The organism is Bacillus mexicanus, assembly GCF_050445615.1.
In the GTDB taxonomy this organism is placed as follows: domain Bacteria; phylum Bacillota; class Bacilli; order Bacillales; family Bacillaceae; genus Bacillus; species Bacillus mexicanus.
Genome location: NZ_JBCEYV010000001.1, coordinates 45,705 through 70,427, shown reverse-complemented (window position 1 = coordinate 70,427; position 24,723 = coordinate 45,705). Strand labels below are relative to the sequence as shown.

Genomic DNA, 24,723 nt, shown 5'->3' with positions numbered 1-24,723 from the left:
AACCCGTATGATACTGAAGGGATGTGTACCGTTATGGGTTTACAATATGAGCATCAAGTTCATTTATTGAAAGATATATTGACTGACCATCAATTGGACTGCTGCGGAACCGTTGCCGAGTACGAGCAGCTTGAGCGTGTGATTAAATCGCTGATGGCAAACACCGAACTAGATTCAAACTTCAAAAACGTGCTGGAAGATGTGTACCGCTACAGCCAATCAGGAATATCGTCCAAATCCATTGACTCACACATACAAGAGCATCAAAACAGTCTGACTCAGTGGGTAGAGAAAATGGATTCGTATTCCTGATTATTCAACGATACGTTTCATAAGCATGTGCAGTTCTTCCATTGCATCATGAAACTCCTTATCATTGCCTTTTGCTTTATGCCACGCAATGAAAGTAATTGTTTCAGCCAACACATACCAAGCCATTCGCAACCGCAGGCTTTCTGTTAATTCAATGCCGTACATGCCCAGCCAGCTCTCCCAAGCTGGCTTTTCGACGTAATGGTATAGCAAGGGCCCGAGATCCATGGCCGGATCAGCAATCATGGCGCCGTCCCAGTCAATTAAATACAGCTGGTTGTCTTCAGACAATAGCCAGTTATTATGATTGACATCACAATGGCAAACGACTTTTTCACCGAAATGCACTTCATGCAGATGTTCTTCTAAGTATTTGATCCCTTCTTGAATCAGCGGCGAAGATTGCTGCACAACAAATACAGCCTGCTTCAGCTGAGAAAGAAGAGCACCCGGGTCCAGCGGTTCTTTTCCAAGTCTCTTCAGCATGTCCAGCAAGGCTTTTGATGTGTGTATTTTACGAAGCAATTCAGCAACGGACCGTCCGCTCATATCTTTAGGCTTCAGCTCTCTGCCGGTCATCCAGTGCTGGGCCGTAATAACATCTCCATTTTCCATCCGTTTTGTCCAAACCAGCTTCGGTACAATGCCTTCGGCGGATAAAACAGCTAAAAAAGGTGAGCTATTACGTTTTAAAAAAAGCTGCTGCCCGTTATGTTTCGCATAATATGCATCTCCTGTAGCTCCTCCGGCGGGGAAGATCTCCCAATCGCTACCTAGTAATTGTCCCAACCAGTTCATATCAATGTTCAACCCATCATTTCTTAAAATATTTTAGAATAAAGGCTAATCGTCTCCAGTATATCCAGCGAGTGCCTTTTTCGTACGAAGCGTATGAAAATAAAAAAGACAGCTATTGAGAGTCTCATATGCTAATCAATAGCCGTCCTTTAAATTTTAGCGCTATAGCCCAAACTTCGTCAAGCAAAACTCTTAAGATCTGATGCTAAATATAGAATACCGTTCCGAGCAATCGCTTTCTTGATTTCTTTCAGGTCAAGCTGAAAACCTGATGGATCTTGGCTGCCGTCCATTCTGAATTGTTGCAGTGCAAAACATATATTCACACCTGCGAGATCCCCAGTGACCGGCGCCCTTTTATCTGCGCCCGAATTATCCGAATGTGAAAGCTTGACAGCAGCTGAGCTGCGGCAAGCTCCCAGCCCTCCATGATAACAAAGTGAAATTATCAAACATGTGCCACGTTTGGAGATCCATTTTGCCGCCGCTGGATGCTCCGACGGCGTGCCAGTATTTCTCCCCAGCGGAAAAGCGGCCGTTTCTCTCTCAGCTGAAACGGCGGTTTCAAGATTTCTTTTTGTTCAGCAGGAATCAGTCATCGATATACGCTTTAAATCTGCGGCGGATGCTTTTTCTTCAATCCGTTTATGTTTTGATCTTTAGGGGTGAAGGACTCGATGCCAGACGAAACGGGGTGGTGCCCATGATTTCTCCGTCAGCATGGAATGGAATTTTCCCCTTTGTGTAAAGCGTAATATCTTTTGCTTTAAACATCGTAACGCCGTCCATCTTTGTATGTTTTCCAAACGCCATCAGACATAAAAGCCAATACTTTTTCAAAAACGGCTGATTTTCAACGATCACGATATCAAATGCTTTCTCGCGCGGATTTGCAAGCGGAGCCGCCTTCATGCCGCCTCCGTAAAACGGATGGTTGGATACAATTGCAAACCAGACATCATGAAATTCTTGTGTCTCACCTTCCATTGTACAAGCTAATGAAAACGGCTTAAAGGTCGCCGAGGCATGCAAATGGGATAGCGGATACACAAGAAATCGAAGGCGGAGAAAAAGAAAGAATCGCCGCAGCGGAAATTCCATCGCCTTTTTATTGACATATGCGTCAAACCCGATTCCGATATGATTCATAAAATAAAGAAGCTGTGATTTATCCTGAAGGAAATGAACGCTCCCTAAATGAAAGGTTCTGGTTAACGGACGTTTTAGCTTTTTGATTTCCTGTATCAGATCGATTTTTTTAATCGAAAATCCTCTCGAAAAATCATTGTACGCGCCCGCTGGCACGAAGCTCAATTCAATATCGTCAACATCTTTCAGCCCGTTAACAACCTCGTGCATCGTTCCGTCTCCGCCAATGACGATCAGGCGCTTGAGTTTATATTCCTGTATCGTTGAAATCTGCCTGGCGAGCACCTCAGCATGTCCCGGATGTTCAGTTAAAAAGGAGCGGTGCTCGACCTTTCGTTTGATCAATTCCTTTTGAATCGACTTCCAAACACGCAGTCCGTTTCGATGACCTGCTGTCGGATTAATAATAAAAAACCAATGGCTCATCTCTCTCACCTGCTTACGTTATGAGGCAACCGCTCAAATCGTTCTCTTCTACTCCAGCCACTCTTGTCTGCGATAGGACTCAGACATGCAGTAAGACAACAGAGCCTTTGCAGCTTTCACCTGATGATGTTTAATCGGTGCAGTATTTTTCTTCTGCCGCTCAATCCATTCCTCCGCGTTTCGCTTATCTGCTATTTCTAAACCGTACGGCGGTTCCGGGTAATCGATATATGACGATCTGCTCAGAAGCAATTTGCGAACCGGAATCTCAGCCTGTTTTTCCTTTACGATCTTTGAGACAACAGAGTCGGTTCGAAACAGGCTCAGGCCCGGATTTAACACTGATGCAGTCTGAGAGGCTGTTTTCTTCTCCCAAAAACGATTTTTAGCCCCTATGTACACACTGTCTTCCTCCGCTTCTAAAAAAGAAACGCAATAAATCTCGAGAGGGGAAATAATTACAATGCTTAACTCAACCGCCGCCTGCTGAATTTGCAGCACAGGCTTATACATAATGAAATAAGAATCAGGCAGCTGCTGAGTCAGATAACGCAATATGCGGTCCTGTTTCACCTGATTTGAAAGACGAGATATGTCTGAAAGAGTAGAGCTTGCCCATTTAAGCTGAAAGTCATATAAATGTCTTTTATAAAAAGACGCCAGCGCCATCCTGCTCTGCGGCAGCCTTACATGTATATCTTCATCTTCTTCAAACCATTGGTGTTTCTCTTCTTGTATATCGGCTTTTATCTCTTCTTTTCTTCTTTTCAATGAAAATTTTTTTCGTTTTTGTTCTGGTTCAGGCTCTTCGGCACCGGCTTGCCTTTTTTCATGCTGGCGCTCCGCTGCTTCTAACAGTGAATGCCAGCGCTCTTTTTTCAGCCGTACAAACTGGTTGATATAGTGGTAAGGATCTAGCTCATATCTCGATATATAATCATGAATTTTAATGATTTGTGCCATGTTCGTTTCTCCACTCCGCAATGTATTAAGATAAATGAAATTTGAATCGTTCCTCATATTTTGGTGACCGGTTTAAGTGTATTCGAAAGAGCGAAAACCTCTGGACCATCATTGAAACCTCGCCGCGTTCAAATGGAACATGTGTCGGAAACACTGCTTCACCTGTCCATTTTCTAGCCAGCGTCATATGGGGATGATACGGTCTTTTTTCCACTTGAAAACCGGCTTGAAGAACAGCCTGTTTTGTCTGTTCCCGCAACATGTCAAGCGTACTGTTTTTCTTTGGCTCCAGATGTAAAACACGCGGTCTTCTGCGGTCGCCGAATACATCTATTTGGCCAAACTCGATCGGAAACGAATCGGTTTCTGAAGCAATCGCAGCTAGTGAGCCTTCAAGCTGCTTGATTTGTGTCTCATCCGCCGCTCCGAGAAAAATTAATGTGATATGGTAGTCAAGCGGGTGTACCCATTTTTGAAACGTCAAAGCCGGCTCGTTTTTCGCAGCTTGGTAAATGGGATTCGCAATTCCCTCAGGAATAGGAACACCGATGAAATAATGAGGCCGTATATCCGGCATCCGTCTGACACTCCCTTCTCTGACAGCTATTATTTTATCAATAAAGAGGCTGTGCGAATAGAGGAACAGTGTATGAAAACACTCTCCTACAAACGTTTATTATGTTAGGATATTATATGACACTTGTTTTATTCAGAAAGGAATGACAATGTTGAAAATCGTTAAAAACACAGCAGAACTGATAGGAGACACACCGCTTGTGAGATTGAATCGGCTTCAGCCGGAAAACGCGGCTCAAGTCTATTTAAAGCTTGAATACTTCAATCCAAGCGGCAGTGTGAAAGACAGAGCTGCTTATCATATGATTATAGAAGCAGAACAAAACGGTTTGCTTAAGCCGGGCTCAGTCATTATAGAGCCGACAAGCGGAAATACCGGAATCGGGCTCGCCATGAATGCAGCTGCACGCGGCTACAAAGCGATTTTAGTCATGCCTGATACGATGACGAAGGAACGGATAAACCTGCTAAAAGCTTACGGTGCAGAGGTTGTATTAACACCCGGAGCGGAAAGAATGCCAGGCAGCATTAAGAAAGCGAAGGAGCTTGCCGAACAAATTCCGAACAGCTATATACCAATGCAGTTTGATAATACCGCCAATCCTGACGCACACCGAAAAACAACGGCTCCTGAAATTGCCCGGGCAATAGAGGAAATCGGAAAACCGCTCGGCGCTTTTGTAGCATCTTCCGGAACGGGAGGAACCATTACAGGAACAGGTGAAGCGCTCAAAGAGCTTTTTCCTGATATTACGGTTCATGTTGTCGAGCCTGAAGGTTCACCTGTATTATCTGGAGGGAAACCCGGCGCCCATAAGCTTGTTGGGACGAGTCCAGGTTTTATACCTCCGATTTTAAATCAAGATGTATATGATGAGATTATCAAAATTTCTGATGAAGACGCCTATACGACGACAAGACGCCTTGCCGCTGAAGAAGGAATCCTTGTCGGACCTTCTTCAGGCGCTGCCTGCTTCGCGGCAATCGAAACAGCGAAACGCCTCTCTCCTGACCAAGTTGTGGTTTGCATGACTGCCGATACAGGGGAACGGTATTTATCAACTGATTTATGGTCATTAGTTTAAAAAAGGACTGGCTTCCGCAGAAGCCGGTCCTTTTATTTCGCCAGTTCATAGATCGCCTGCGCATATAACGCTGTCGATCTGAGCAAATCATCAATTTCGATATATTCATCCTTTTGATGTGCACTGTCAGGGCGTCCTGGGAACAGAGGGCCGAAAGCGACACCGGCTTTTAAAGATCTGGCATAAGTCCCGCCGCCGATTGAGATTAAATCAGCTTTTTTACCGAGCTGGCTTTCATAAACCATTTGCAGAGTTTTGACTAACGGATGGTCTGCTGATACATGATGCGGCTTGCTGTCCTTGAAATCTCCCAGTTCAAATTCAGATGCGCTTTCAAATGCATTACGGATCACTTTGCTTTCTGCGGTCACAGGATAGCGGATATTGATCCCTAGCTTGCCTCCTTGCCCTTTCGAATAACGAAGTGTTCCGACATTTAATGTCAGCTCGCCGCTAATGTCATCCTCACAGTCGATATTTAGTTTCTTCCCTCTCGTATCGTCTGAAAACTTGTCTGTTACAACGTGCACAAACTGCTGTCCTGCTTCGTCAAGCTTAGTCTGCTGCAAAAATTCACACAGTAAAAGGCCGGCATTAATTCCATTATTCGGTTCCATCGCATGGCAGGAAACCCCGAACATACGCAAAATGAGCTGGCCGTTCTCTATTGCAGCTTCACCTTTTTGATCTGTCGTGTGAAGCATGTTTTTAAACGAAGCAAGAATTTCTTCTTTTTTCGGTCCTTCAATGACAGCTTCCGCAGCGTCAGGCACCATGTTCAAGCGGAGGCCTGATTGAAATGAGACAAGCACTGCTTCTGAATCGGATTGGATTGAGCGAAGCGGGATGAATAATGAAGCATCAATGATTCCTTTTTCCGCGTTAATAATCGGAAAATCGGCATCCGGCGCAAACCCCATTGCCGGCATTTCTTCATGCTTGAAATAATGCTCCACACATCTCCAATCGCTTTCTTCATCAGTTCCAATAATAATTCTGACACGCTTGGACAGGGGCAGATTCATATCTTTTACAATTTTCAGCGCGTAAAACGCCGCCATCGTCGGACCTTTGTCATCAATAGCGCCTCTTGCATAAATCCGTCCGTTGCGTATATCCGCTGAAAATGGATCACTCGTCCATCCGTCCCCTGGCGGCACAACATCAACATGGCAAAGTACACCGACAATCTCATCGCCCTCGCCCCATTCAATATGTCCTGCGAAGCCGTCAAGGTTTTTAGTTGTAAAGCCTTCTTTGTCTCCGAGCTCCAATAGTGACGTCAGACTGGCGTTTACTCCATCCCCAAACGGTTTGCCGGGTCCTGCGGTTGTGTCATCCATTACACTGTTGATTCTCAAAAACTTCTGGGTATCACGAATTAAATCTTCTTTTTTCCTGATCACTTCAACTTCCCAGTTCATAACGTTCCCCTTTCCGCAAGAAACCACTTGCAAAAACTAAATAAAACGAATAATATTAATGTGATTTTGTTAAATTGTTCGTAATTGGAGGATACTATGTTTCATCTAAAAGAGCAGCAAACATCCATAAAGCAAGAAATCATAGCAGGGCTGACAACCTTTTTCACAATGGTCTATATCGTCGTGGTTAACCCAGTCATTCTGGCTAACGCCGGGGTTCCTTTCGACCAGGTTTTCACCGCAACGATTATTGCCTCCATTGTCGGGACGCTGTGGATGGCCCTTGCAGCAAATTATCCGATTGCTATTGCGCCGGGCATGGGCTTGAACGCTTATTTAGCCTTTCATGTCGTAAGCGCAAGCGATGGCGGAATCACATACGCTACAGCGTTCAGCGCTGTGTTTACAGCAGGGGTTCTCTTCATTATTTTATCGTTAACGCCTCTAAGAAAACAACTTATAGAAGCGATTCCAAACAATTTAAAATACGGGATCACAACAGGCATCGGGCTGTTTATCGCTTTTATCGGTTTGCGGCAGGCCGGAATTGTGGCAGCTGATGAATCAAATTTGGTTACACTCGGTAATTTACACTCACCAGGTGTGATTTTAACACTGATCGGGCTTTTGCTCAGTGTGGTTCTGATGGTTTTGAATGTCAGCGGAGCCTTATTTATCGGAATGGCGGCGACGGCTTTAATCGCCTTTTTTACCGGCCAGCTGCATTTGCCGAAAGGGCTTATGTCTCTCCCTCATTTGCCGGACGGGCTGATCATCGCAAATCCGTTTTCCGCTTTTGGAGACGTCATACATCATGGCCTGTACGCCGTTGTCTTTTCTTTTCTATTGGTCACAATTTTCGATACGACCGGCACAATGATCGGTGTTGCAGAGCAAGCTGGGCTGATGAAGAACAACAAGCTGCCAAACGTGCGAAAAGCGCTGCTTGCTGATTCAACAGCGACAACAGTAGGCGCTGTTTTCGGCACAAGTCCAACAACGGCATTTATCGAATCTTCCGCTGGTGTCGCAGCCGGAGGAAGAACAGGGCTTACCGCTTTGACTGTTGCGGTGCTGTTTGCAGTTTCAATGTTTTTCAGTCCGCTCGTCAGTGCCTTATCCGGTATCGCCGCTATCACCTCTCCTGCTTTGATTATCGTCGGCAGCCTGATGATGAGTTCTGTTTCTCATATCAAATGGAAAGAAATGGATGATGCGTTTCCTGCGTTTCTCGTTATTTTGGCCATGCCTTTGACATCAAGCATCTCTACAGGAATTGCGCTTGGATTTATCTCATATCCAATCGTTAAAGCAGCGCGGGGAAAATGGAGAGAGATTCATCCGCTCGTTATTGTTTTCGCTATTCTGTTTTTCATCCAGCTGTTCATTTTATAACCTGTACAAAAACCCCAAACGTCAGCCGTTTGGGGTTTTTATGTAAACAATAAAGAAATAGCGGCCGCTATATAACAGCAGGCAGAAAATGCATAGTGCAGCGTGTTAATACAGCTTTTTCGGGCTCGGTAGTACTCATCACTTTCCTTATCGGCGCCGATTAAAAAAGGAGCATCCATGATCTTGTCAAACATAAGCGTTAGAAGAAAACGGCACACACCTGTATACACCAACAGCGCAATCAGCTTCAGCCCAATCGGGAAGACAACTATTAGAACGGTGAACGCTGACAATAACATGTACATGTGCCTCATATACTCGCCATTCCTCAGCATGACTTTGAAAAACAACTCCTTATAACCTGTACAGATTGTTCTTTTTTTAAATATCCTTCTTGAATTCCGGTATAGGAATGGTTTTCTTCTCATCCTGTCTTTCACCTTCGGGACCCCTGTCTCCTGGCTCATCATCATCACAAGTCCAGCAAGCGCCAACCTGCTTTTTTTCTCTTCAATCACCTCTGCTTCGAAACCCGAGATTGAAGCTGCCTTTTTTAAACCGCGGCCAAATACGAAAATCAAAAACAAAATGCCAATGAGCGCAAGCAAACGCCAATCACTAAAATCGATCAGGACAGCAGAACCAGAGAAAAGAACGGCTTTGAGAAGAATACCGCCAATCCATCTCGACATGGTGCGCGGCCACCTGATCCTGTCTTGCTTCAAGGATAAAAAGAATATATGGAGACCAAACAAATAACACAATAGAGCAGCGCTTTCTGCCATCGTAAGGTGAACAGAATGACCGATAAAGGGAAAAACAACGAAAAAGAGCAGCAGCCATTTAGCCAGCGTGACAAAAAAAGAATACACTAGCGCAAACCGTTTGAGCTGATAGATCATCTCTTTCTTTTGCAGCAAAAATACTTTGTCCGCTTCCATTACAAACGTATGAATTGTGCCTGTACACACGATCAACGCACACACAGCGTACAGCCATCTCCATTCTATTATCTCCGACCACTCATAAAAAAGGCCGCTTCCGTTCAGCAAATCAACATACTGATAGATGACGAAAACAAGCGCCGGCAAAACAATGTAGAGAGCAACCGTCCAGTCTATGACCGCATGCATCACCTTAAACTGATATCTGTAATGGTCAAACAGCCTTCGAACAAACAGCGCTCGCCCATTCATGATCGATCACCTTGAACCGCCTTATAAAAACAATCAAGCAATGACTGCCCCTCTGATCCAGTCTGTTCCTGAATATCTTTTAACGTGCCTTGGAGAAAAACAGATCCTTTCTCAATCATGTAAAAACGATCGCACATTTTTTCTGCAGTATCGAGTACATGCGTGCACATGAGGATGCCGGCTCCCCTCTCTTTTTCAGCTTTAAGCATGTCCACAAAACGTTTCGTTGATAATGGATCAAGGCCGATAAATGGCTCATCGATCACATACATATCCGGTTTAGAAAGAAAAGCCTGGATCAGCATCAGTTTTTGCTGCATGCCTTTTGAAAACGTGACAGGCAGTTCATGCCGAACGTGGTCAAGCGAAAACGCCTGCAGCAGGCTTTCGGCACGCGGAAATTCATGCTCTCCAATACCGCGGAGCGTGCTGATCAGATCCAAGTGCTCCCATAGCGTCAGCTCTTCATAAAAGGCCGGATGTTCAGGAATATATGCAAATGAACAGTCGTTCCAGGCAATATTCCCTTTAAAGTCTTCTGAAAGGCCGAGTATCGCTTTGATCGCGGTGCTTTTTCCGGCGCCGTTAGCCCCGATTAACCCGACCATCTCTCCTTTTCCGACTTCCAAAAAAACATCAGCGAGAACTTTTTTTCGGCTAGTATATCCTGCCTGTTCAATTGAGGCCTCAAGCAATTTTGTCAATTTTCATCCACCTCCAAAATTTACTACGAAAAAGAATAAAAAAAGTTCCTGTAACCATAATAATATTGTGTCGAAATACATAGTAATCCAACAAGGATGGCCGCACAGCTTAAATTGGAAAAAATTTAATAGAAGTTATCTCTAGATTCATCACTGCGGTATCGTGTATAATAAGGGCGAATTATCTAAAAACTTTACATGTCTGCCTTAGTTGTAATTTTGTACGCAGTTGATAGTCGTGAGTTGTGGTTAGTCAAGTCCATCCGATCTTATGATAGGGAGTGGTTTTTTGAAACCTTCAACAAACCGTATGCTAACTCGAATCAAATCAGTTTATATGTTTATACAAGAAAAAGGCCTTGTGACAACACAAGAACTGGTTGATGAATTCGGCATTACACCTAGAACGATTCAAAGAGACTTAAATGTGTTGGCATATAATGATCTTGTTCATAGTCCAAGCCGTGGCAAGTGGGAGACAACGAGAAAGAAAGTAAAGATTACATCATAAATTAAAAAATTACATAGGGCCGCCTGCGCGCGGCCTGATAAATACAGGGTGACGAAACTTCTGACCCTTGTTTTTGCGTGTTTATAAATAAAAAAATCCCGCATGGAATGCGGGATTTTGTCATCTTTATTCAGCGTGATTGAAAACTTTTGATGTCTAGGAAGGGCGAGCATAGGAGCAGACTTTCACAGGAGGTGATGACGGCGGTGTTTAGGCAGGACGCCTAAGCATGTAAGTTGCCGTTCCTTTCATCATTCGTGAGCACCGACGCACAGGCCTGACAACGAATGCAAGAGTTTGTCGACACGCTGAAATCCCGCATGGAAATGCGGGATTTTTCATGCCTGCGGTTCATTCAGACACGCAAGCTCTTCTTCTGTAAGCTCACGGTATTCTCCTGGCGCAAGAGCAGGGTCCAAGGAAACCGGCCCCATCGAAAGCCGCTTCAAATATATCACTTCATTGCCGACAGCCTTTGCCATCTGCTTAACCTGATGGTATTTTCCTTCTGTAATCGTCAAATATATCACGGTATTGCCGCTATCGTTTGCTTTGATTTCCGCTTTTGCCGGCTTTGTTTTATAGCCGCCTTCTATGTAGACACCCGCTTCCAAATCGGACATGTCCTCAGATGAAATCTGTGATGTTAAATGGACTTCATACGTTTTTGGAACATGCTTTTTAGGCGATAGAAGCCGATGTGCGAGCTGTCCGTCATTTGTGAGCAGCAAAAAGCCCTCTGTATCCTTATCAAGCCTGCCTGCAGGAAATGGCTCAAATCTCATCTCTTCCGGTGGCAGCAGATCAACCACTGTTTGCTGGCGGCTGTCCTCCGTCGCCGACAGCACTCCCTGCGGCTTATTCATCATGAGATAAATGAACTCACGATAATCAACCGGATCTCCGTAAACGGTAACCTCCTGAGCAGCAGGATCAACGTGTGTCTTTACGTCTTTGGCCATTTTGCCATCAATCATGACGGCACCTGCCTTCACAACGGCTTTGACCTCTTTTCTTGAACCATATCCGCTGTTGGCAAGCAGCTTATCAAGCCTCATCCCTAATCTCTCCTTTATAAAAGAAAGCCCGCAGCATGCGAGCTCTCCGTTTCTTATGTTTTGTTCATCGGCCGGCATGTTTGCCTCTCTTTAAGAACCCGGGCAAACGCCGTCCCACTATTTTCTGCAAAAATCCTAATCGGTAGCTGCAATACAAATAAACAGCTCCGCCAACAGCCGCAGCGATCACCACAACTGCTGCAGCCTGCACCTGGCCATCTTGGTAAGAAATGAAGAAACTTAATACCCATTGGACGATTTTCACAGCTATACCCATGATGGCTGACAAGACCAGCATCAGAACAGTCCGTTTGATTAATATGTTATACGAATAGCCTGCATGGCGTTTAATCATGATAAATCCGTATAAAAGCGAAGCGATATATCCAAGCGCTGTCGCTAAAATCGCACCGTCAGCCTGCATCAACTTGATCAGCGGCACATTCAGCACAAGCTTAATTACGACGCCGATCACAAGGCTGACAACCGCAAATTTTTGTTTATTGATGCCTTGCAGGATAGCTGCATTAACCGTAAATAAAGAGAACAAAATCGCAACTGGTGAATACCAGAGCAAAATGTTTGCCCCCAGCTCAGGATGAAGGCTCTCTGATCCGTAAAAGAACGTATACGTCGGTCCTGCCAATAGGGAGATCCCTACAACAGCTGGAATGATTAAAAACAGGATCGTCTGCATCGTTTGATTGATCTGCTGATTCAGCAGCTTGTAGTTTGCGCTTGTAAACGATTCAGTAATCGTTGGAATTAATGTCAGACCGAAAGCCGTTGCAAGGGAAACCGGAATCATCACGAGCTTCTGCACATACAAGGTAAGAATCGCCAGCATATCTTGGCTGATGGCCTGATGGCCGGCTTCAATCATCGCTTTGTTAAATGTATTTGTATCAATATAATTATACAAAGGGATGGCTAGTCCGACAAAAACGTACGGAGCGGCATAGCTGAACAGTTCGAGAAACATTTTCTTATAGCTTAAGTTTGCTGTCGGCCCCGTATTCGGCATCATCGCCAACAAGCCGCCCTTCCGTTTGTTCCAATACATATACAGCACAATCAGGCCTCCGAAGGCGCCTATCAGCGCTGCGAAGGTTGCATAGCCGACAGCGATCACAAGACCGCCGTTAAAAACCTTCAAAATCAAGAAAGTCGCACTCAATAAAAAGATGATCCGGACAATCTGTTCAACGACTTGGGAAACAGCTGTCGGCCCCATCATTTGATGCCCTTGGAAGAAACCGCGGACAAGGCTCATAATCGGCACGACCAGAAGTGCTAAGCTGACCATGCGGATGACATAAACAACATGATCAATGGTCAGGCCGTTATTATCCTTTCCTCCCAGCGATATTTCCGCAAAAAACGGAGCGGATAAATACAGGATGAAAAAGGCAACCATTCCTGTGACAAGCATAACCGACATGCCGGCCTTGAGCATTTTTCTGCTTGTTTCATAATCCCCTTTGGAATTATATTTGGAAACAAATTTAGAAACGGCCGCGGGAAATCCCATCGTAGCAATATTCAAAAATAAAGTATATTGGTTGTATCCATATTGAAATAATGCACCGCCTGTCGCCCCGACCATAATGCTGAAGGGAATTAAATAGACCATTCCCAGAATCCGCGATATATATGTACCGAGCGTTAATACAAACGTGCCTCTTAACAGTTTGCTTGACATGTTTCTTCATCACCATTTTCTACGAAGATTCAACTTTTCTATTTTACCACAACTGGGCATTTAGACGGTAATAAATACAAAAGCAATCTTGTGAACGATTCAGGTTCGCGGCAAAAGACGTTTAAGGAGAGGCTTTCTTTCGCTATAATAGTACTGTGAACGGAGTGTTCGCAGACGAAATGGAAATAGAAAGTTGATGATAAAATTGAAACAATATGACGTAATCGTAATCGGCGGAGGCCCTTCAGGCTTAATGGCCGCAATCGCAGCGGGAGAACAGGGCGCAGAGGTTTTGCTGATTGATAAAGGAAATAAATTAGGCAGAAAACTCGCGATTTCAGGCGGAGGCCGCTGTAATGTGACGAACCGGCTTCCTGTGGAGGAAATTATTAAGCACATCCCCGGCAATGGGCGGTTTTTATACAGTGCATTTTCTGAATTCAGTAATGAAGACATTATCAAATTTTTTGAAAATCTCGGCATTCAATTGAAGGAAGAGGATCATGGCCGGATGTTTCCTGTGACTGATAAAGCCCAAAGTGTCGTTGACGCCCTGTTAAATAGGCTGAAACAGCTTCGTGTAACGATCAGAACGAATGAGAAAATAAAATCTGTCGTCTATGAAGATGGGCAAGCAGCAGGAATTGTGACGAATAACGGCGAAATGCTCCACAGTCAGGCAGTCATTATCGCTGTTGGCGGTAAAAGTGTGCCTCACACCGGAAGCACAGGAGACGGCTATGAATGGGCTGAAGCTGCGGGTCATACTATAACAGAACTATTTCCGACAGAGGTTCCCGTCACATCTGAAGAACCGTTCATCAAGCAAAAAACACTTCAGGGCTTATCATTAAGAGATGTCGCTGTCAGTGTGCTCAATAAAAAAGGCAAACCAATCATCACTCATAAAATGGATATGCTATTTACCCATTTCGGCCTCTCAGGACCTGCCATTCTCAGATGCAGCCAATTTGTCGTGAAAGAGCTGAAAAAACAGCCGCAAGTTCCGATCAAAATTGATTTGTATCCGGATATCAATGAAGAAACACTATTTCAAAAAATGTACAAAGAACTGAAGGAAGCACCGAAAAAAGCTATTAAAAACGTACTGAAACCTTGGATGCAGGAGCGCTACCTCCTCTTCTTGCTTGAAAAAAACAGCATCTCTCCGAACGTATCTTTTTCTGAGCTGCCGAAGGACCCTTTCAGACAATTTGTAAAGGACTGCAAGCAGTTTACCGTCCTCGCAAACGGCACATTGTCTCTTGATAAAGCTTTTGTCACGGGAGGCGGGGTATCTGTTAAAGAAATTGACCCGAAAAAGATGGCTTCTAAAAAAATGGATGGGCTTTATTTTTGCGGTGAAATTCTGGATATCCACGGATACACAGGAGGATATAATATTACCTCGGCCCTTGTAACCGGAAGGCTTGCCGGACTCAATGCCGGCCGCTTCGCCCGCTCTTGACCGCCTTTTCAATTTGTTTCCAAACGCTGAATATTTGAAAATTCCCCGCATTCATGGTAGGGTGAGACTTGTTTTGTTTCACCTGATTGCGGGGTAATTTTAAGAGAGGAATGATCTGCCAGCGTACGACCATACTAAGCCTGCGAGCAAATATAGGCGTACATAAAAAATTTAGAGGGTGAGAATAGTTGAAAAATATATCTAGTGTATTTTGGATTGTGATTGTAATCACAGCTGCCGCTGTATTGTGGGGCGTTGTATCTCCTGACAGCCTGCAAAACGTATCCCAATCCGCACAAGCATTTATCACCAATTCGTTTGGCTGGTACTATCTTTTGGTTGTTTCATTATTTGTCGGGTTCTGTCTCTTCTTGATTTTCAGCCCGATCGGAAAAATTAAACTCGGAAAGCCCGATGAAAAACCGGAATTCGGGTTATTATCATGGTTTGCCATGCTGTTCAGCGCAGGCATGGGAATTGGCTTAGTATTCTACGGTGCGGCTGAACCGATCAGCCATTACGCAATTAGCTCTCCATCAGGTGAAACAGAAACCCCCCAAGCCTTTAGAGATGCGCTCCGCTATACGTTTTTCCACTGGGGTCTGCACGCTTGGGCAATTTATGCCGTTGTAGCATTATGTATCGCTTATTTCCAATTTCGAAAAGGCGCTCCAGGATTGATCAGCAGCACGCTATCACCGATTCTCGGTGATAAAGTAAACGGCCCGATCGGCAAATTGATTGACTGTATTGCCGTTTTTGCCACAGTTGTCGGCGTAGCGACAAGTCTTGGTATCGGAGCGACTCAAATCAATGGCGGATTAAATTACTTATTTGGGATACCAAATAACTTTCTCGTTCAATTGATTTTAATAACTGTTGTTACGATCATTTTCTTGGTTTCTTCGTGGAGCGGACTCGGTAAAGGCATGAAGTATTTGAGCAACACCAATATGATAATAGCCGGACTGTTAATGCTGTTTGTTCTGTTCGTCGGGCCTACAATACTGATTATGAACTCATTTACAGACTCAATCGGACAGTATATCCAAAATATCGTGCAAATGAGCTTCAGACTGGTCCCATACGATCCTGGAAAACGTGAATGGATTAACAGCTGGACGATTTTCTATTGGGCATGGTGGATTTCCTGGTCTCCATTTGTCGGCATCTTCATTGCCCGGGTATCCAGGGGACGGACGATCCGAGAATTTTTGATCGGTGTCCTGGTAACACCATGTATTCTCGCGTTCCTATGGTTCTCTATCTTTGGCGTATCGGCTATGGATCTTCAGCAAAGTGGCACATTCAATGTAGCGAATCTGTCAACTGAAACAATGCTGTTCGGAACACTTGACCACTATCCGCTGACGATGTTGACATCTATTTTGTCATTGATCTTGATTGCTGTATTCTTTATTACGTCTGCTGACTCTGCAACATTTGTACTCGGCATGCAGACGACATACGGCTCTTTGAACCCAGCCAATTCAGTAAAATTCAGCTGGGGTATCATTCAATCTGCAATGGCTGCTGTTCTCTTGTATTCCGGCGGACTTGCCGCCTTGCAAAACACAGCGATTCTGGCAGCACTGCCGTTTTCTATCGTTATTCTGCTGATGATTGCCGCTCTCTATAAATCGCTCTCAAAAGAACGAAGAGAGATCAAAAAAGCGGAAAAAATCGATAAACCAAGAAGTCCAAGAGTGAAAAAAGCATACTAACAATAAAAAGAGCTTTCCGCCCTGGCGGAAAGCTCTTTTTATTTGCGATATAATATAAGGGCGGAAAAACAGTAAAGCTGCTCACCGTCTGGGTCGCACGCCGCCGACACCGTATATTTGATATCAATTAGCTGCTCCTCCGATATCCCTTTTAAAAATGAATTGATTTCCGTTTGTAAGTCTTTTTCATGCTCTTCATCAAAAACTGCTACCTTCATCATCTTATCCGCTCTCCTTTCTCTATCAATCTATTCCTGTTGGAACAGCGTTATGATAGAGAAATGATCATCATCTCATATTTGAATAAATCCCCCTTTATAGGGTGAACGGCGCGTGAAGTGTTGAACACGCACTCTCCTTTCTGTTCAAAATAAAAGCAATCGGCATCACGGCGATTGCTTGTTGACTCTCTCGGCTTCTCAATTAAAGCTGGCCTTCATTTCTTCGACTGATTCGACCTCAAAGCCTAAATCATTCAGCATTTTATGGTCCTCCGTCTCCTCTTGTCCGGCAGTTGTTAAGTAATCACCGACAAAAATAGAGTTAGCGGCGTAAAGCCCTAATGGCTGCAATGAGCGGAGATTGACCTCTCTTCCTCCGGAAATGCGAATTTCTTTCGACGGGTTGATAAAACGAAACAGCGCCAGCACTTTTAAACAATACAATGGGTTTAATTCGTTAATGCCTGCTAAAGGTGTGCCGTCAATCGCGTGCAAAAAATTCACCGGAATGGAATCCGCGTCAAGAGCCTTTAAGCTTTTGGCAATATCAATCACGTCCTGTTTCGTCTCCTTCATCCCAATAATGGCGCCTGAACACGGAGACAGTCCCGATTCTTTGGCGATTTCAACCGTATTGACTCTGTCATCGTATGTATGTGAGGTCGTGATGTTTGGGTGGTTTCTCTCTGATGTGTTCACATTATGATTATAGCGATCTACTCCGGCTTCCTTGAGCCGCTTCGCCTGCTCTGGCTTTAATAGTCCAAGACACGCACAAACCTTTAGTCCATATGTCTGTTTAATATCCTGCACCGCGTCTGCGACCTGATCCACTTCTTTATTAGAGGGGCCTCTGCCGCTTGCCACGATGCAATACGTACCGATATTCAGTTCGTGCGCGCGCTTTGCGCCTTCTAGAAGCGTTTCCTTATTCACCATCTGATAAGCCTGAATCGGCGCTTTTGAAATCACTGACTGTGAACAATAGCCGCAGTTTTCCGGACAGAGTCCGGATTTCGCATTCATAATCATATTGAGCTTTACTTTTTTACCGTAAAAGTGTTTTCTGATTTGAAAAGCTCCATGCAGCAAAAGCAAAATATCTTCATCTGGACAGTTTAATATAGAAAGCGCTTCTCCGTTGGTCACTTCTGCTCCAGCAAGCACCCGGTCTGCGAGTTCCATCCATTGATTCATTCTCATACCTCCACTTGATTCATAGTAATCATAATGTAGAACCGTTTTGCTTTCCTCGATCATACTTGCATGAGATGACCTATGTATTGAGTGTGCGCTTCATCTCATGGCAGGGAATCAGCCGTTCTCCGCCGGACATATGCTTTCCGCCATCATCATCTGACACTGTAAAATGTTTCTTCTTGTATATCGAAAATCACTTCCTGTCATTTTGTTAACTCTTTTTAAAAAAGGTTAACAATTAAAATACTATTATTCACACATGATTCTGTCAATATAAGATGTCTTCTTTATGTCCATATTGCTGAGGGCATTCTCAATTATTATCAGCTCCAAAGTCGTACAACAGTATTGGAGGGTTAAGCAGTTTGATATTGTCATGCTCACCGCAGGCGGCTTCGGCACTGCGCCCGTTTATATATGCGTTGTATTTTAAACAGCAGGATGCAGGATATGCCGCAACACAAGGCCTCTCTATGGCATTTATCATTTTGATCATCAGCCTTTGCACGCTTGCGTACGTTAAAGAAATGGGCTGAAAGCCGGCCGCAAAAAACGCATTTAGTTGCGGCAGCTGCACTCAGGCAATCCTTGTTGATGGTCACGCTGTTTTTGACGCTGCAAAAATACTTTATTGTCAGCTTTTTATCCAGAGCGGTAAAGAGATCACATGAAAGGAAGAAGCCATATGAAAAAGATTACATTTATCGGTGCAGGGAGCACGGTTTTCGCTAAAAATGTTTTGGGAGACTGTTTGTTAACAGAAGCTCTTAATGGCTTTGAATTCGCTCTTTTCGACATTAATCCAAAACGCCTGCAGGAATCCCAGCTCATGCTCGAAAATCTGAGAGACCGCTATAATCCAAGTGTGGCGATTAATAGCTACGATGACAGAAAACTCGCCTTGCAGAATGCAAGCTATGTCATCAATGCAATTCAGGTTGGGGGGTATAAACCGAGCACAGTCATAGACTTTGAAATTCCGAAACGGTACGGGCTTCGTCAGACAATTGCCGACACAGTCGGCATCGGCGGGATCTTCAGATCACTTAGGACCATCCCGGTTTTATTTGATATCGCAAAAGATATGGAGAAAATGTGCCCGAATGCGTGGTTTTTAAACTATACCAATCCTATGGCTTCTCTTACAGGCGCTATGCTTCGCTATACAAATATCAAAACAATCGGGCTCTGCCACAGTGTTCAAGTATGCACAAAAAATTTATTTAAAGCTCTCGGAATGGAGCATAGCGGGATTGAGGAGCGCATCGCGGGCATCAATCATATGGCTTGGCTGTTGGAAGTCAAAAAAGACGGCGCAGATTTATATCCGGAAATCAAAAGGAGAGCAAAAGAAAAACAAAACACAAAGCATCATGATATGGTGCGGTTTGAATTGATGGATAAGTTCGGCTATTATGTCACGGAATCATCCGAACACAACGCAGAATATCATCCATACTTTATTAAACGAAATTATCCCGAGCTAATCAGCGAGCTGCAAATCCCGCTCGATGAATATCCGAGAAGATGCGTCAAACAGATTCAAAATTGGGAGAAAATGCGGGATGATATCGTTAACAATAAAAACCTTGCACATAAACGCTCAAAGGAATACGGCTCAAGAATTATCGAAGCGATGGAAACGAACGAACCGTTCACCTTCGGAGGTAATGTCCTGAATACAGGGCTGATTACCAATCTCCCTTCAAAAGCAGTTGTGGAAGTAACATGCGTCGCCGCCAGAAAAAAAATCACCCCGTGCTTCGCCGGAGAACTGCCTGAGCAGCTTGCAGCCTTAAACCGGACAAATATTAATACACAGCTGATGACAATCGAAGCGGCTGTCACTCGAAAAAAAGAAGCGGTTTATCAAGCCGCAATGCTTGATCCGCATACAAGCGCGGAGCTTTCCTTGAATGACATCATCTCTATGTGTGACGATTTATTTGCAGCGCACGGCAATTGGCTTCCGGAATATAAATAAAAAACTAGGGAAAATCCTTCCCTAGTTTTTTGGCTTTGTTTCGCCTTCCCAAGCCATCATGCCGCCTTCAACATTTATTGTTTTAAAGCCCTGTTCATCCAAGTATCTGCAGACATTCATGCTGCGCATTCCTGAGCGGCAGATAAACACGTACTCTTTGTCTTTATCAAGGGTATCCATTTTTTCAGGAATATCTCCCATGCGAATATGAACAGCTTGCGGGATCATGCCTTCCGCCACCTCTTCATCTTCTCTGACATCAATCAAATATAATTCTTCGTCCGCCTCTATTTTTTCTTTCAAAGCGGCTGTGCTGATTTCTTTTATTTCCAAAGAGAACACTCCCATTCATAATGATCATGTTTTAGTATATCAAAGTCAGCCGGGCGATTGCTATTTCGAGCCTGATGAAAAAAATCCCCTTTTGGCAAAGGGGATTTTTTCAGCTTAGTTTGCTACAATATTGACGAGTTTGCCAGGCACCGCGATGATTTTTCGAATCGTTTTGCCTTCAAGCTGCTCTTTGACCTTTTCATCTGCTTGAGCAAGCTGTTCCAGCTGTTCTTTCGTCGCATCGGCAGGAACATGTAATTTCGCTTTTACTTTTCCGTTCAGCTGAACAACGATTTCAACCTCATCATCGACAAGCTTCGTTTCATCATATACAGGCCAAGCTTCATATGCAATCGTGCCAGAATGGCCAAGCTTCTCCCAAAGCTCTTCCGCTAAGTGAGGCGCGACCGGAGAAAGAAGCTTCACGAAGCCTTCCATATATTCTTTCGGCAGTTCTGTTGCTTTATACGCTTCATTAATAAAGACCATCAGCTGGGAAATACCCGTATTGAAACGAAGGCCTTCATAATGGTCTGTGACTTTCATGACAGTTTCATGATATACGCGCTCCAATGTTTCACCAGCGCCTTCAACGATTTTGCCATTAAGCTCACCGCCTTCTTCAACAAACAGGCGCCATACACGGTCAAGGAAGCGGCGCACGCCGTCTAATCCTGATTCAGACCAGGCGATTGAAGCATCAAGCGGCCCCATGAACATTTCGTACAACCTCAGCGTATCAGCACCGTGAGAAGCAACGATTTCGTCAGGGTTGACTACGTTCCCTTTCGACTTACTCATTTTTTCGTTGTTTTCGCCGAGAATCATTCCTTGGTTGTACAGCTTTTGGAACGGTTCTTTCGTCGGCACCACACCGATATCATAAAGGAACTTATGCCAGAAGCGGGCATACAGAAGGTGAAGCACGGCATGTTCTGCGCCCCCGATATACATATCAACCGGAAGCCATTTTTCCAATTTCTCTGGTGATGCCAGCTGATCCGGATTGTGCGGATCAATGTAGCGCAAGAAATACCAGCAGCTTCCCGCCCATTGCGGCATTGTATTCGTTTCTCTTCTTCCTTTTTTACCTGTCTCAGGATCTGTGACTTCCACCCAATCTTTTATGTTCGCAAGCGGTGATTCACCTGTTCCGCTCGGTTTGATTTCATCCGTTTTCGGCAAAATCAGCGGCAGCTCCTCTTCCGGTACAGCCGTTGATGTCCCATCTTCCCAATGGATGATTGGAATCGGCTCGCCCCAATAACGCTGGCGGCTGAAGAGCCAGTCACGCAGACGGTATGTCACTTTCTTCTCGCCGTTTTTCGTTTCTTCCAGCCAAGCGATCACTTTCTCAATCGCTTCCTGCTTGTTAAGACCGTTCAGAAAATCAGAGTTCACATGCTCGCCGTCACCAGTGTAAGCTGCTTCCTCAACGTTTCCGCCTTTCACGACTTCCTTCACCGAAAGGCCGAATGTTTTCGCCAATTCAAAGTCACGCTCATCGTGGCCTGGAACAGCCATGACCGCGCCTGTTCCGTATGATGCAAGCACGTAATCGGCAATCCAGATTGGCAATTTTTCTCCGTTTACAGGATTGACCGCATAAGCACCTGTGAAAACGCCTGTCTTTGTTTTCGCAAGATCTGTACGCTCAAGGTCACTTTTTGATTGAATGTCTTTGATATATGCTTCAACAGCTTCTTTTTGCTCAGCTGTTGTGATGTGTTCCACCAATGCATGTTCTGGAGCAAGTACTGTGTATGTAGCGCCAAAAAGCGTATCTGGTCTTGTCGTAAACACCGTAAAGGATTCAGCATGTCCATCTACAGCAAAATGAACGTGCGCGCCTTCAGAACGGCCGATCCAGTTGCGCTGCATATCTTTAATGCTTTCCGGCCAGTCAAGCTCTTCCAAGTCTTCAAGCAGCCTGTCCGCATATGCTGTAATTTTCAGCATCCACTGCCTCATTGGGCGTCTCTCGACAGGATGGCCGCCGCGTTCGCTCTTGCCGTCAATGACTTCTTCGTTGGCGAGAACTGTTCCGAGCGCAGGGCACCAGTTTACAGGCACTTCGTCAACGTAAGCAAGACCTTTTTCGTAAAGTTTTAAGAAAATCCATTGCGTCCATTTATAGTATTCTGGATCAGTCGTATTAATTTCACGATCCCAGTCATATGAGAAGCCAAGCGCTTGAATTTGGCGGCGGAAATTATCGATATTCTGCTTCGTAAACACAGCGGGATCGTTCCCTGTGTCAAGCGCATATTGCTCAGCCGGCAGGCCGAATGCATCCCACCCCATTGGATGAAGGACATCATAGCCTTGCATGCGTTTCACGCGAGACAGGATATCTGTGGCGGTATATCCTTCAGGATGACCGACGTGCAGCCCCGCTCCAGACGGATAAGGGAACATGTCCAGCGCATAAAATTTTGGTTTTTCATTATGATCAAGAGTGGCAAATGTTTTGTTTTCCAGCCAATATGTTTGCCATTTCTTTTCTATCTGTTTGTGCTGAAAACTCAAAGTAAAAACCTCCTTCTGATTGAATACGGCGTGTATGGTTCAAGTATTGACGGAAAGGAGAGGATTATATTCAGAATATTCCCAAACCAAAAAAAACTCCCTCATCCCTATAAGGGACGAGAGACTTTCGTTTTCCCGCGGTACCACCCTCGTTAGCGCGGCATGCGCCACACTCACTTGATACTTTTAACGCAGTTATGCGTCAGCGGCTTTTTACCGCTGCAACTCTGAGGTGAGTTCAGAAACAAACTTGATTGACTTTCACCAGCCGTCAACTCTCTGTAACAATATCTGCTTCTTACTGCTCCTCTTCATTGTCTTATCGCAACCGTAATCTTACCTGTATTTTATAGAATTCTGTTCATAAGTGCAAGCAGGTTTGTATACAATGGGAATGTACCCTGAACGGGCGAAGAATGAGGACAATTATTCGGGTGGAGTTTTGGTTTGACGTTTGGACTCGGCTGATTCGCCGCCGCTTTTCATTTCTCTCACAAAGTCAAAACTTCTGAGAACAGCTTCACCGCCGTAACCTGAAATAATGGATAAGATGACAAGTTGAATTCCTGAATCGGGGTCAGCGGATAATACAAGTAATATGGAAGCAGTCATTCCGATAAACCAATCTTCCAAAAAGCCAAGGTAGATAAACCGCTTCGTCATTCTGGGTTTCTCCAGCCTGCCTCTCTTTTTCACATGACCGAGAATCCCCATGATTCCTCCAATTACACAAGCAATAAGTACCTGATGCAGCATCTTTATCATCACCTTCCTAAAGCCCTTATTTCGTAAAGCGACTTCAGGCCATCCAGCCCCCTTACACGATTTCCGATGATTTTCGATATCTACATACTGGCAAATCTGAAAAAAGCTTGTTTCTTCCATTATATGTGAACACATGATCGGTAAGCTTGATGCATTGGATTCATTTTTCAGCCGGTGACATTTACCTAGTTACTTATTAAGCTTATACAACATTCTTCCGTTCATATGTTCAATTTATGTTCTTAGCTTTAGTGTATACGAGGACAAGCCTTGATGACAAATCGCAAACCGCCCTTGCTTGAACAAGAACATACGTTATGCTAGGGTTACTGTAGAATTGATTTAATAAAAGGGGAATACTAGGCTTTCACACAGTTAGCTGACTGCCTAAGGGGGATTTACATGGCTAATTTTCAATCATTCGAAATACAAGGACAGCTAGAAATCATAAAAAAAGCGCTTGATCACGCCCGAGTCGGTGTAGTCATTACAGACCCCGCACTCGAAGATAATCCGATCGTCTACGTTAATCATGGATTTATTCAAATGACCGGCTACGAAGCTGAGGATATTGTAGGAAAAAACTGCCGCTTTTTACAGGGGAAACACACAGACCCCGCTAAAGTAGATACCATCAGAACCGCAATACAAAATAAAGAGCCGGTTACCGTTCAGATCCAAAACTATAAAAAAGATGGAACAATGTTCTGGAATGAATTGAATATTGATCCGCTTGAGACCGAAGGCAAGACCTATTTTGTAGGGATTCAAAAAGACATCACCCAGCAAAAAGAGTATGAAAAACTTCTCGAGGATTCCCTCACAGAAATTACCGCACTTTCAACGCCAATTGTCCCAATTCGCAACGGCATTTCGGCTCTTCCGCTAGTCGGTAACCTGACAGAGGAACGATTTCATTCGATCGTTTGCACATTGACGAATATCTTATCAACGTCCAAAGATGATTATTTGATCATTGATTTATCTGGATTGGCCCAAGTGACCGAACAAACTGCCGACCAGATTTTCAAGCTGAGCCATTTGCTGAAATTGACTGGCACTGAATTAATCATTACCGGCATTAAGCCCGAATTGGCCATGAAAATGAATAGATTAGATGCCAATTTTTCATCATTGAAAACATTTTTAAATGTAAAGGATGCCGTTAATGTGCTTCCGATTGTGTAAAAAGCTCCCGCT

At 44.4% G+C, this 24,723-nt stretch carries 23 protein-coding genes, 2 pseudogenes and 1 other annotated feature; of the genes and pseudogenes, 9 read left to right on the top strand and 16 right to left on the bottom strand.

The window, feature by feature from the left end; all coding sequences use genetic code 11:
* The first annotated feature begins 33 nt into the window (after positions 1-33).
* Positions 34-312, top strand: a complete 279-nt coding sequence (locus AAGG74_RS00475; protein WP_162101147.1) for a YtzH-like family protein — start codon at positions 34-36, stop codon at positions 310-312.
* Here the strand turns inward: AAGG74_RS00475 and AAGG74_RS00470 are convergent, their stop codons facing one another.
* From AAGG74_RS00470 to thpR, 5 genes and pseudogenes are all read right to left on the bottom strand, one after another.
* A complete protein-coding gene (locus AAGG74_RS00470; protein WP_162101148.1) occupies positions 313-1,110 on the bottom strand; it encodes a phosphotransferase family protein in 798 nt (265 codons plus the stop codon).
* Between the two features lie 179 nt (positions 1,111-1,289).
* Positions 1,290-1,388: pseudogene (locus tag AAGG74_RS00465) on the bottom strand (hypothetical protein); the annotation flags it as partial.
* Between the two features lie 367 nt (positions 1,389-1,755).
* Positions 1,756-2,685, bottom strand: a complete 930-nt coding sequence (locus tag AAGG74_RS00460; protein WP_162101149.1) for a YegS/Rv2252/BmrU family lipid kinase — start codon at positions 2,683-2,685, stop codon at positions 1,756-1,758.
* A 48-nt stretch (positions 2,686-2,733) separates the two neighbouring features.
* Positions 2,734-3,648, bottom strand: coding sequence for a hypothetical protein (locus AAGG74_RS00455; RefSeq protein WP_429674216.1), 915 nt, complete (start codon positions 3,646-3,648; stop codon positions 2,734-2,736).
* Positions 3,649-3,673: 25 nt separating this feature from the next.
* Positions 3,674-4,225: an RNA 2',3'-cyclic phosphodiesterase gene (thpR, locus tag AAGG74_RS00450; RefSeq protein ID WP_429674215.1), complete on the bottom strand. Its 552-nt coding sequence runs from the start codon at positions 4,223-4,225 to the stop codon at positions 3,674-3,676.
* 148 nt (positions 4,226-4,373) lie between these two features.
* On the opposite strand from thpR, the gene cysK reads away from it, so the two are divergent.
* The gene (gene cysK, locus AAGG74_RS00445) at positions 4,374-5,309 is read left to right on the top strand and encodes a cysteine synthase A (protein WP_162101152.1); all 936 of its coding nucleotides are present in this window, start codon (positions 4,374-4,376) and stop codon (positions 5,307-5,309) included.
* Between the two features lie 32 nt (positions 5,310-5,341).
* Here cysK and pepV read toward each other — a convergent pair whose 3' ends face one another.
* Positions 5,342-6,733 (bottom strand): dipeptidase PepV, encoded by a 1,392-nt coding sequence (pepV, locus tag AAGG74_RS00440; protein ID WP_429674214.1) that lies wholly within the window; start codon positions 6,731-6,733, stop codon positions 5,342-5,344.
* Between the two features lie 96 nt (positions 6,734-6,829).
* Here pepV and pbuO point away from each other — a divergent pair, with 96 nt between their 5' ends.
* A complete protein-coding gene (gene pbuO / locus AAGG74_RS00435) occupies positions 6,830-8,128 on the top strand; it encodes a hypoxanthine/guanine permease PbuO (RefSeq protein WP_162101154.1) in 1,299 nt (432 codons plus the stop codon).
* Positions 8,129-8,166: 38 nt separating this feature from the next.
* Here pbuO and AAGG74_RS00430 read toward each other — a convergent pair whose 3' ends face one another.
* Together AAGG74_RS00430 and AAGG74_RS00425 are read right to left on the bottom strand one after the other, a co-directional pair.
* Positions 8,167-9,324: an ABC transporter permease gene (locus AAGG74_RS00430; protein ID WP_429674213.1), complete on the bottom strand. Its 1,158-nt coding sequence runs from the start codon at positions 9,322-9,324 to the stop codon at positions 8,167-8,169.
* Positions 9,321-10,028: an ABC transporter ATP-binding protein gene (locus AAGG74_RS00425; protein WP_429674212.1), complete on the bottom strand. Its 708-nt coding sequence runs from the start codon at positions 10,026-10,028 to the stop codon at positions 9,321-9,323. The genes AAGG74_RS00430 and AAGG74_RS00425 overlap by 4 nt, the downstream gene beginning before the upstream one ends.
* Positions 10,029-10,317: 289 nt before the next feature.
* Between AAGG74_RS00425 and AAGG74_RS00420 the strand changes: the two genes are divergently transcribed.
* Entirely contained in the window at positions 10,318-10,539 is a 222-nt protein-coding gene (locus tag AAGG74_RS00420; RefSeq protein ID WP_003152337.1) for a DeoR family transcriptional regulator, read from the top strand.
* A 338-nt stretch (positions 10,540-10,877) separates the two neighbouring features.
* Here AAGG74_RS00420 and AAGG74_RS00415 read toward each other — a convergent pair whose 3' ends face one another.
* On the bottom strand, positions 10,878-11,597 hold the full coding sequence (locus AAGG74_RS00415; protein ID WP_225493619.1) for a pseudouridine synthase: 720 nt from the start codon (positions 11,595-11,597) through the stop codon (positions 10,878-10,880).
* A 64-nt stretch (positions 11,598-11,661) separates the two neighbouring features.
* A complete protein-coding gene (gene murJ / locus AAGG74_RS00410; protein ID WP_162101158.1) occupies positions 11,662-13,299 on the bottom strand; it encodes a lipid II flippase MurJ in 1,638 nt (545 codons plus the stop codon).
* 205 nt (positions 13,300-13,504) lie between these two features.
* On the opposite strand from murJ, the gene AAGG74_RS00405 reads away from it, so the two are divergent.
* Both AAGG74_RS00405 and opuD read left to right on the top strand, forming a co-directional pair.
* A complete protein-coding gene (locus AAGG74_RS00405) occupies positions 13,505-14,767 on the top strand; it encodes a BaiN/RdsA family NAD(P)/FAD-dependent oxidoreductase (RefSeq protein WP_225493883.1) in 1,263 nt (420 codons plus the stop codon).
* 188 nt (positions 14,768-14,955) lie between these two features.
* Entirely contained in the window at positions 14,956-16,491 is a 1,536-nt protein-coding gene (gene opuD / locus AAGG74_RS00400) for a glycine betaine transporter OpuD (protein WP_162101159.1), read from the top strand.
* Positions 16,492-16,529: 38 nt separating this feature from the next.
* Here opuD and AAGG74_RS00395 read toward each other — a convergent pair whose 3' ends face one another.
* The 3 genes and pseudogenes from AAGG74_RS00395 to AAGG74_RS00385 form a co-directional block, all read right to left on the bottom strand.
* Complete coding sequence (locus AAGG74_RS00395) at positions 16,530-16,712, bottom strand: sporulation protein Cse60 (RefSeq protein ID WP_162101160.1); 183 nt, start codon at positions 16,710-16,712, stop codon at positions 16,530-16,532.
* Positions 16,713-16,910: 198 nt separating this feature from the next.
* Positions 16,911-17,909, bottom strand: coding sequence for a biotin synthase BioB (gene bioB / locus AAGG74_RS00390; RefSeq protein WP_429674211.1), 999 nt, complete (start codon positions 17,907-17,909; stop codon positions 16,911-16,913).
* Between the two features lie 85 nt (positions 17,910-17,994).
* A pseudogene (locus tag AAGG74_RS00385) lies at positions 17,995-18,097 on the bottom strand (6-carboxyhexanoate--CoA ligase); the annotation flags it as partial.
* A gap of 180 nt (positions 18,098-18,277) precedes the next feature.
* On the opposite strand from AAGG74_RS00385, the gene AAGG74_RS00380 reads away from it, so the two are divergent.
* Positions 18,278-18,448, top strand: coding sequence for a hypothetical protein (locus tag AAGG74_RS00380; RefSeq protein WP_202923581.1), 171 nt, complete (start codon positions 18,278-18,280; stop codon positions 18,446-18,448).
* Positions 18,449-18,597: 149 nt separating this feature from the next.
* Complete coding sequence (gene melA / locus AAGG74_RS00375) at positions 18,598-19,896, top strand: alpha-galactosidase MelA (RefSeq protein WP_429674210.1); 1,299 nt, start codon at positions 18,598-18,600, stop codon at positions 19,894-19,896.
* Positions 19,897-19,917: 21 nt separating this feature from the next.
* Here the strand turns inward: melA and AAGG74_RS00370 are convergent, their stop codons facing one another.
* The 3 genes from AAGG74_RS00370 to AAGG74_RS00360 all read right to left on the bottom strand — a co-directional run bounded on the left by AAGG74_RS00370 (position 19,918) and on the right by AAGG74_RS00360 (position 23,520).
* A complete protein-coding gene (locus AAGG74_RS00370) occupies positions 19,918-20,229 on the bottom strand; it encodes a rhodanese-like domain-containing protein (protein ID WP_162101163.1) in 312 nt (103 codons plus the stop codon).
* 114 nt (positions 20,230-20,343) lie between these two features.
* Positions 20,344-22,758, bottom strand: coding sequence for a leucine--tRNA ligase (gene leuS / locus AAGG74_RS00365; RefSeq protein ID WP_429674209.1), 2,415 nt, complete (start codon positions 22,756-22,758; stop codon positions 20,344-20,346).
* Between the two features lie 109 nt (positions 22,759-22,867).
* Positions 22,868-23,082, bottom strand: a binding site (T-box leader).
* 102 nt (positions 23,083-23,184) lie between these two features.
* Positions 23,185-23,520 carry a DUF4257 domain-containing protein gene (locus tag AAGG74_RS00360; RefSeq protein ID WP_162101214.1) on the bottom strand — a complete coding sequence of 112 codons (336 nt, stop codon included), beginning with the start codon at positions 23,518-23,520 and terminating at the stop codon, positions 23,185-23,187.
* 405 nt (positions 23,521-23,925) lie between these two features.
* Between AAGG74_RS00360 and ytvA the strand changes: the two genes are divergently transcribed.
* Positions 23,926-24,711 (top strand): YtvA family blue-light photoreceptor, encoded by a 786-nt coding sequence (gene ytvA, locus AAGG74_RS00355; protein ID WP_429674208.1) that lies wholly within the window; start codon positions 23,926-23,928, stop codon positions 24,709-24,711.
* The last annotated feature ends 12 nt before the right edge of the window (positions 24,712-24,723 follow it).

Coding starts and splice junctions, on each gene's coding strand:
- AAGG74_RS00475 (WP_162101147.1), top strand. CDS start 34: ATGGGTTTACAATATGAGCATCAAGTTCATTTATTGAAAGATATATTG.
- AAGG74_RS00470 (WP_162101148.1), bottom strand. CDS start 1,110: ATGAACTGGTTGGGACAATTACTAGGTAGCGATTGGGAGATCTTCCCC.
- AAGG74_RS00460 (WP_162101149.1), bottom strand. CDS start 2,685: ATGAGCCATTGGTTTTTTATTATTAATCCGACAGCAGGTCATCGAAAC.
- AAGG74_RS00455 (WP_429674216.1), bottom strand. CDS start 3,648: ATGGCACAAATCATTAAAATTCATGATTATATATCGAGATATGAGCTA.
- thpR (WP_429674215.1), bottom strand. CDS start 4,225: ATGCCGGATATACGGCCTCATTATTTCATCGGTGTTCCTATTCCTGAG.
- cysK (WP_162101152.1), top strand. CDS start 4,374: ATGTTGAAAATCGTTAAAAACACAGCAGAACTGATAGGAGACACACCG.
- pepV (WP_429674214.1), bottom strand. CDS start 6,733: ATGAACTGGGAAGTTGAAGTGATCAGGAAAAAAGAAGATTTAATTCGT.
- pbuO (WP_162101154.1), top strand. CDS start 6,830: ATGTTTCATCTAAAAGAGCAGCAAACATCCATAAAGCAAGAAATCATA.
- AAGG74_RS00430 (WP_429674213.1), bottom strand. CDS start 9,324: ATGAATGGGCGAGCGCTGTTTGTTCGAAGGCTGTTTGACCATTACAGA.
- AAGG74_RS00415 (WP_225493619.1), bottom strand. CDS start 11,597: ATGAGGCTTGATAAGCTGCTTGCCAACAGCGGATATGGTTCAAGAAAA.
- murJ (WP_162101158.1), bottom strand. CDS start 13,299: ATGTCAAGCAAACTGTTAAGAGGCACGTTTGTATTAACGCTCGGTACA.
- AAGG74_RS00395 (WP_162101160.1), bottom strand. CDS start 16,712: ATGATGAAGGTAGCAGTTTTTGATGAAGAGCATGAAAAAGACTTACAA.
- bioB (WP_429674211.1), bottom strand. CDS start 17,909: ATGAATCAATGGATGGAACTCGCAGACCGGGTGCTTGCTGGAGCAGAA.
- melA (WP_429674210.1), top strand. CDS start 18,598: ATGAAAAAGATTACATTTATCGGTGCAGGGAGCACGGTTTTCGCTAAA.
- ytvA (WP_429674208.1), top strand. CDS start 23,926: ATGGCTAATTTTCAATCATTCGAAATACAAGGACAGCTAGAAATCATA.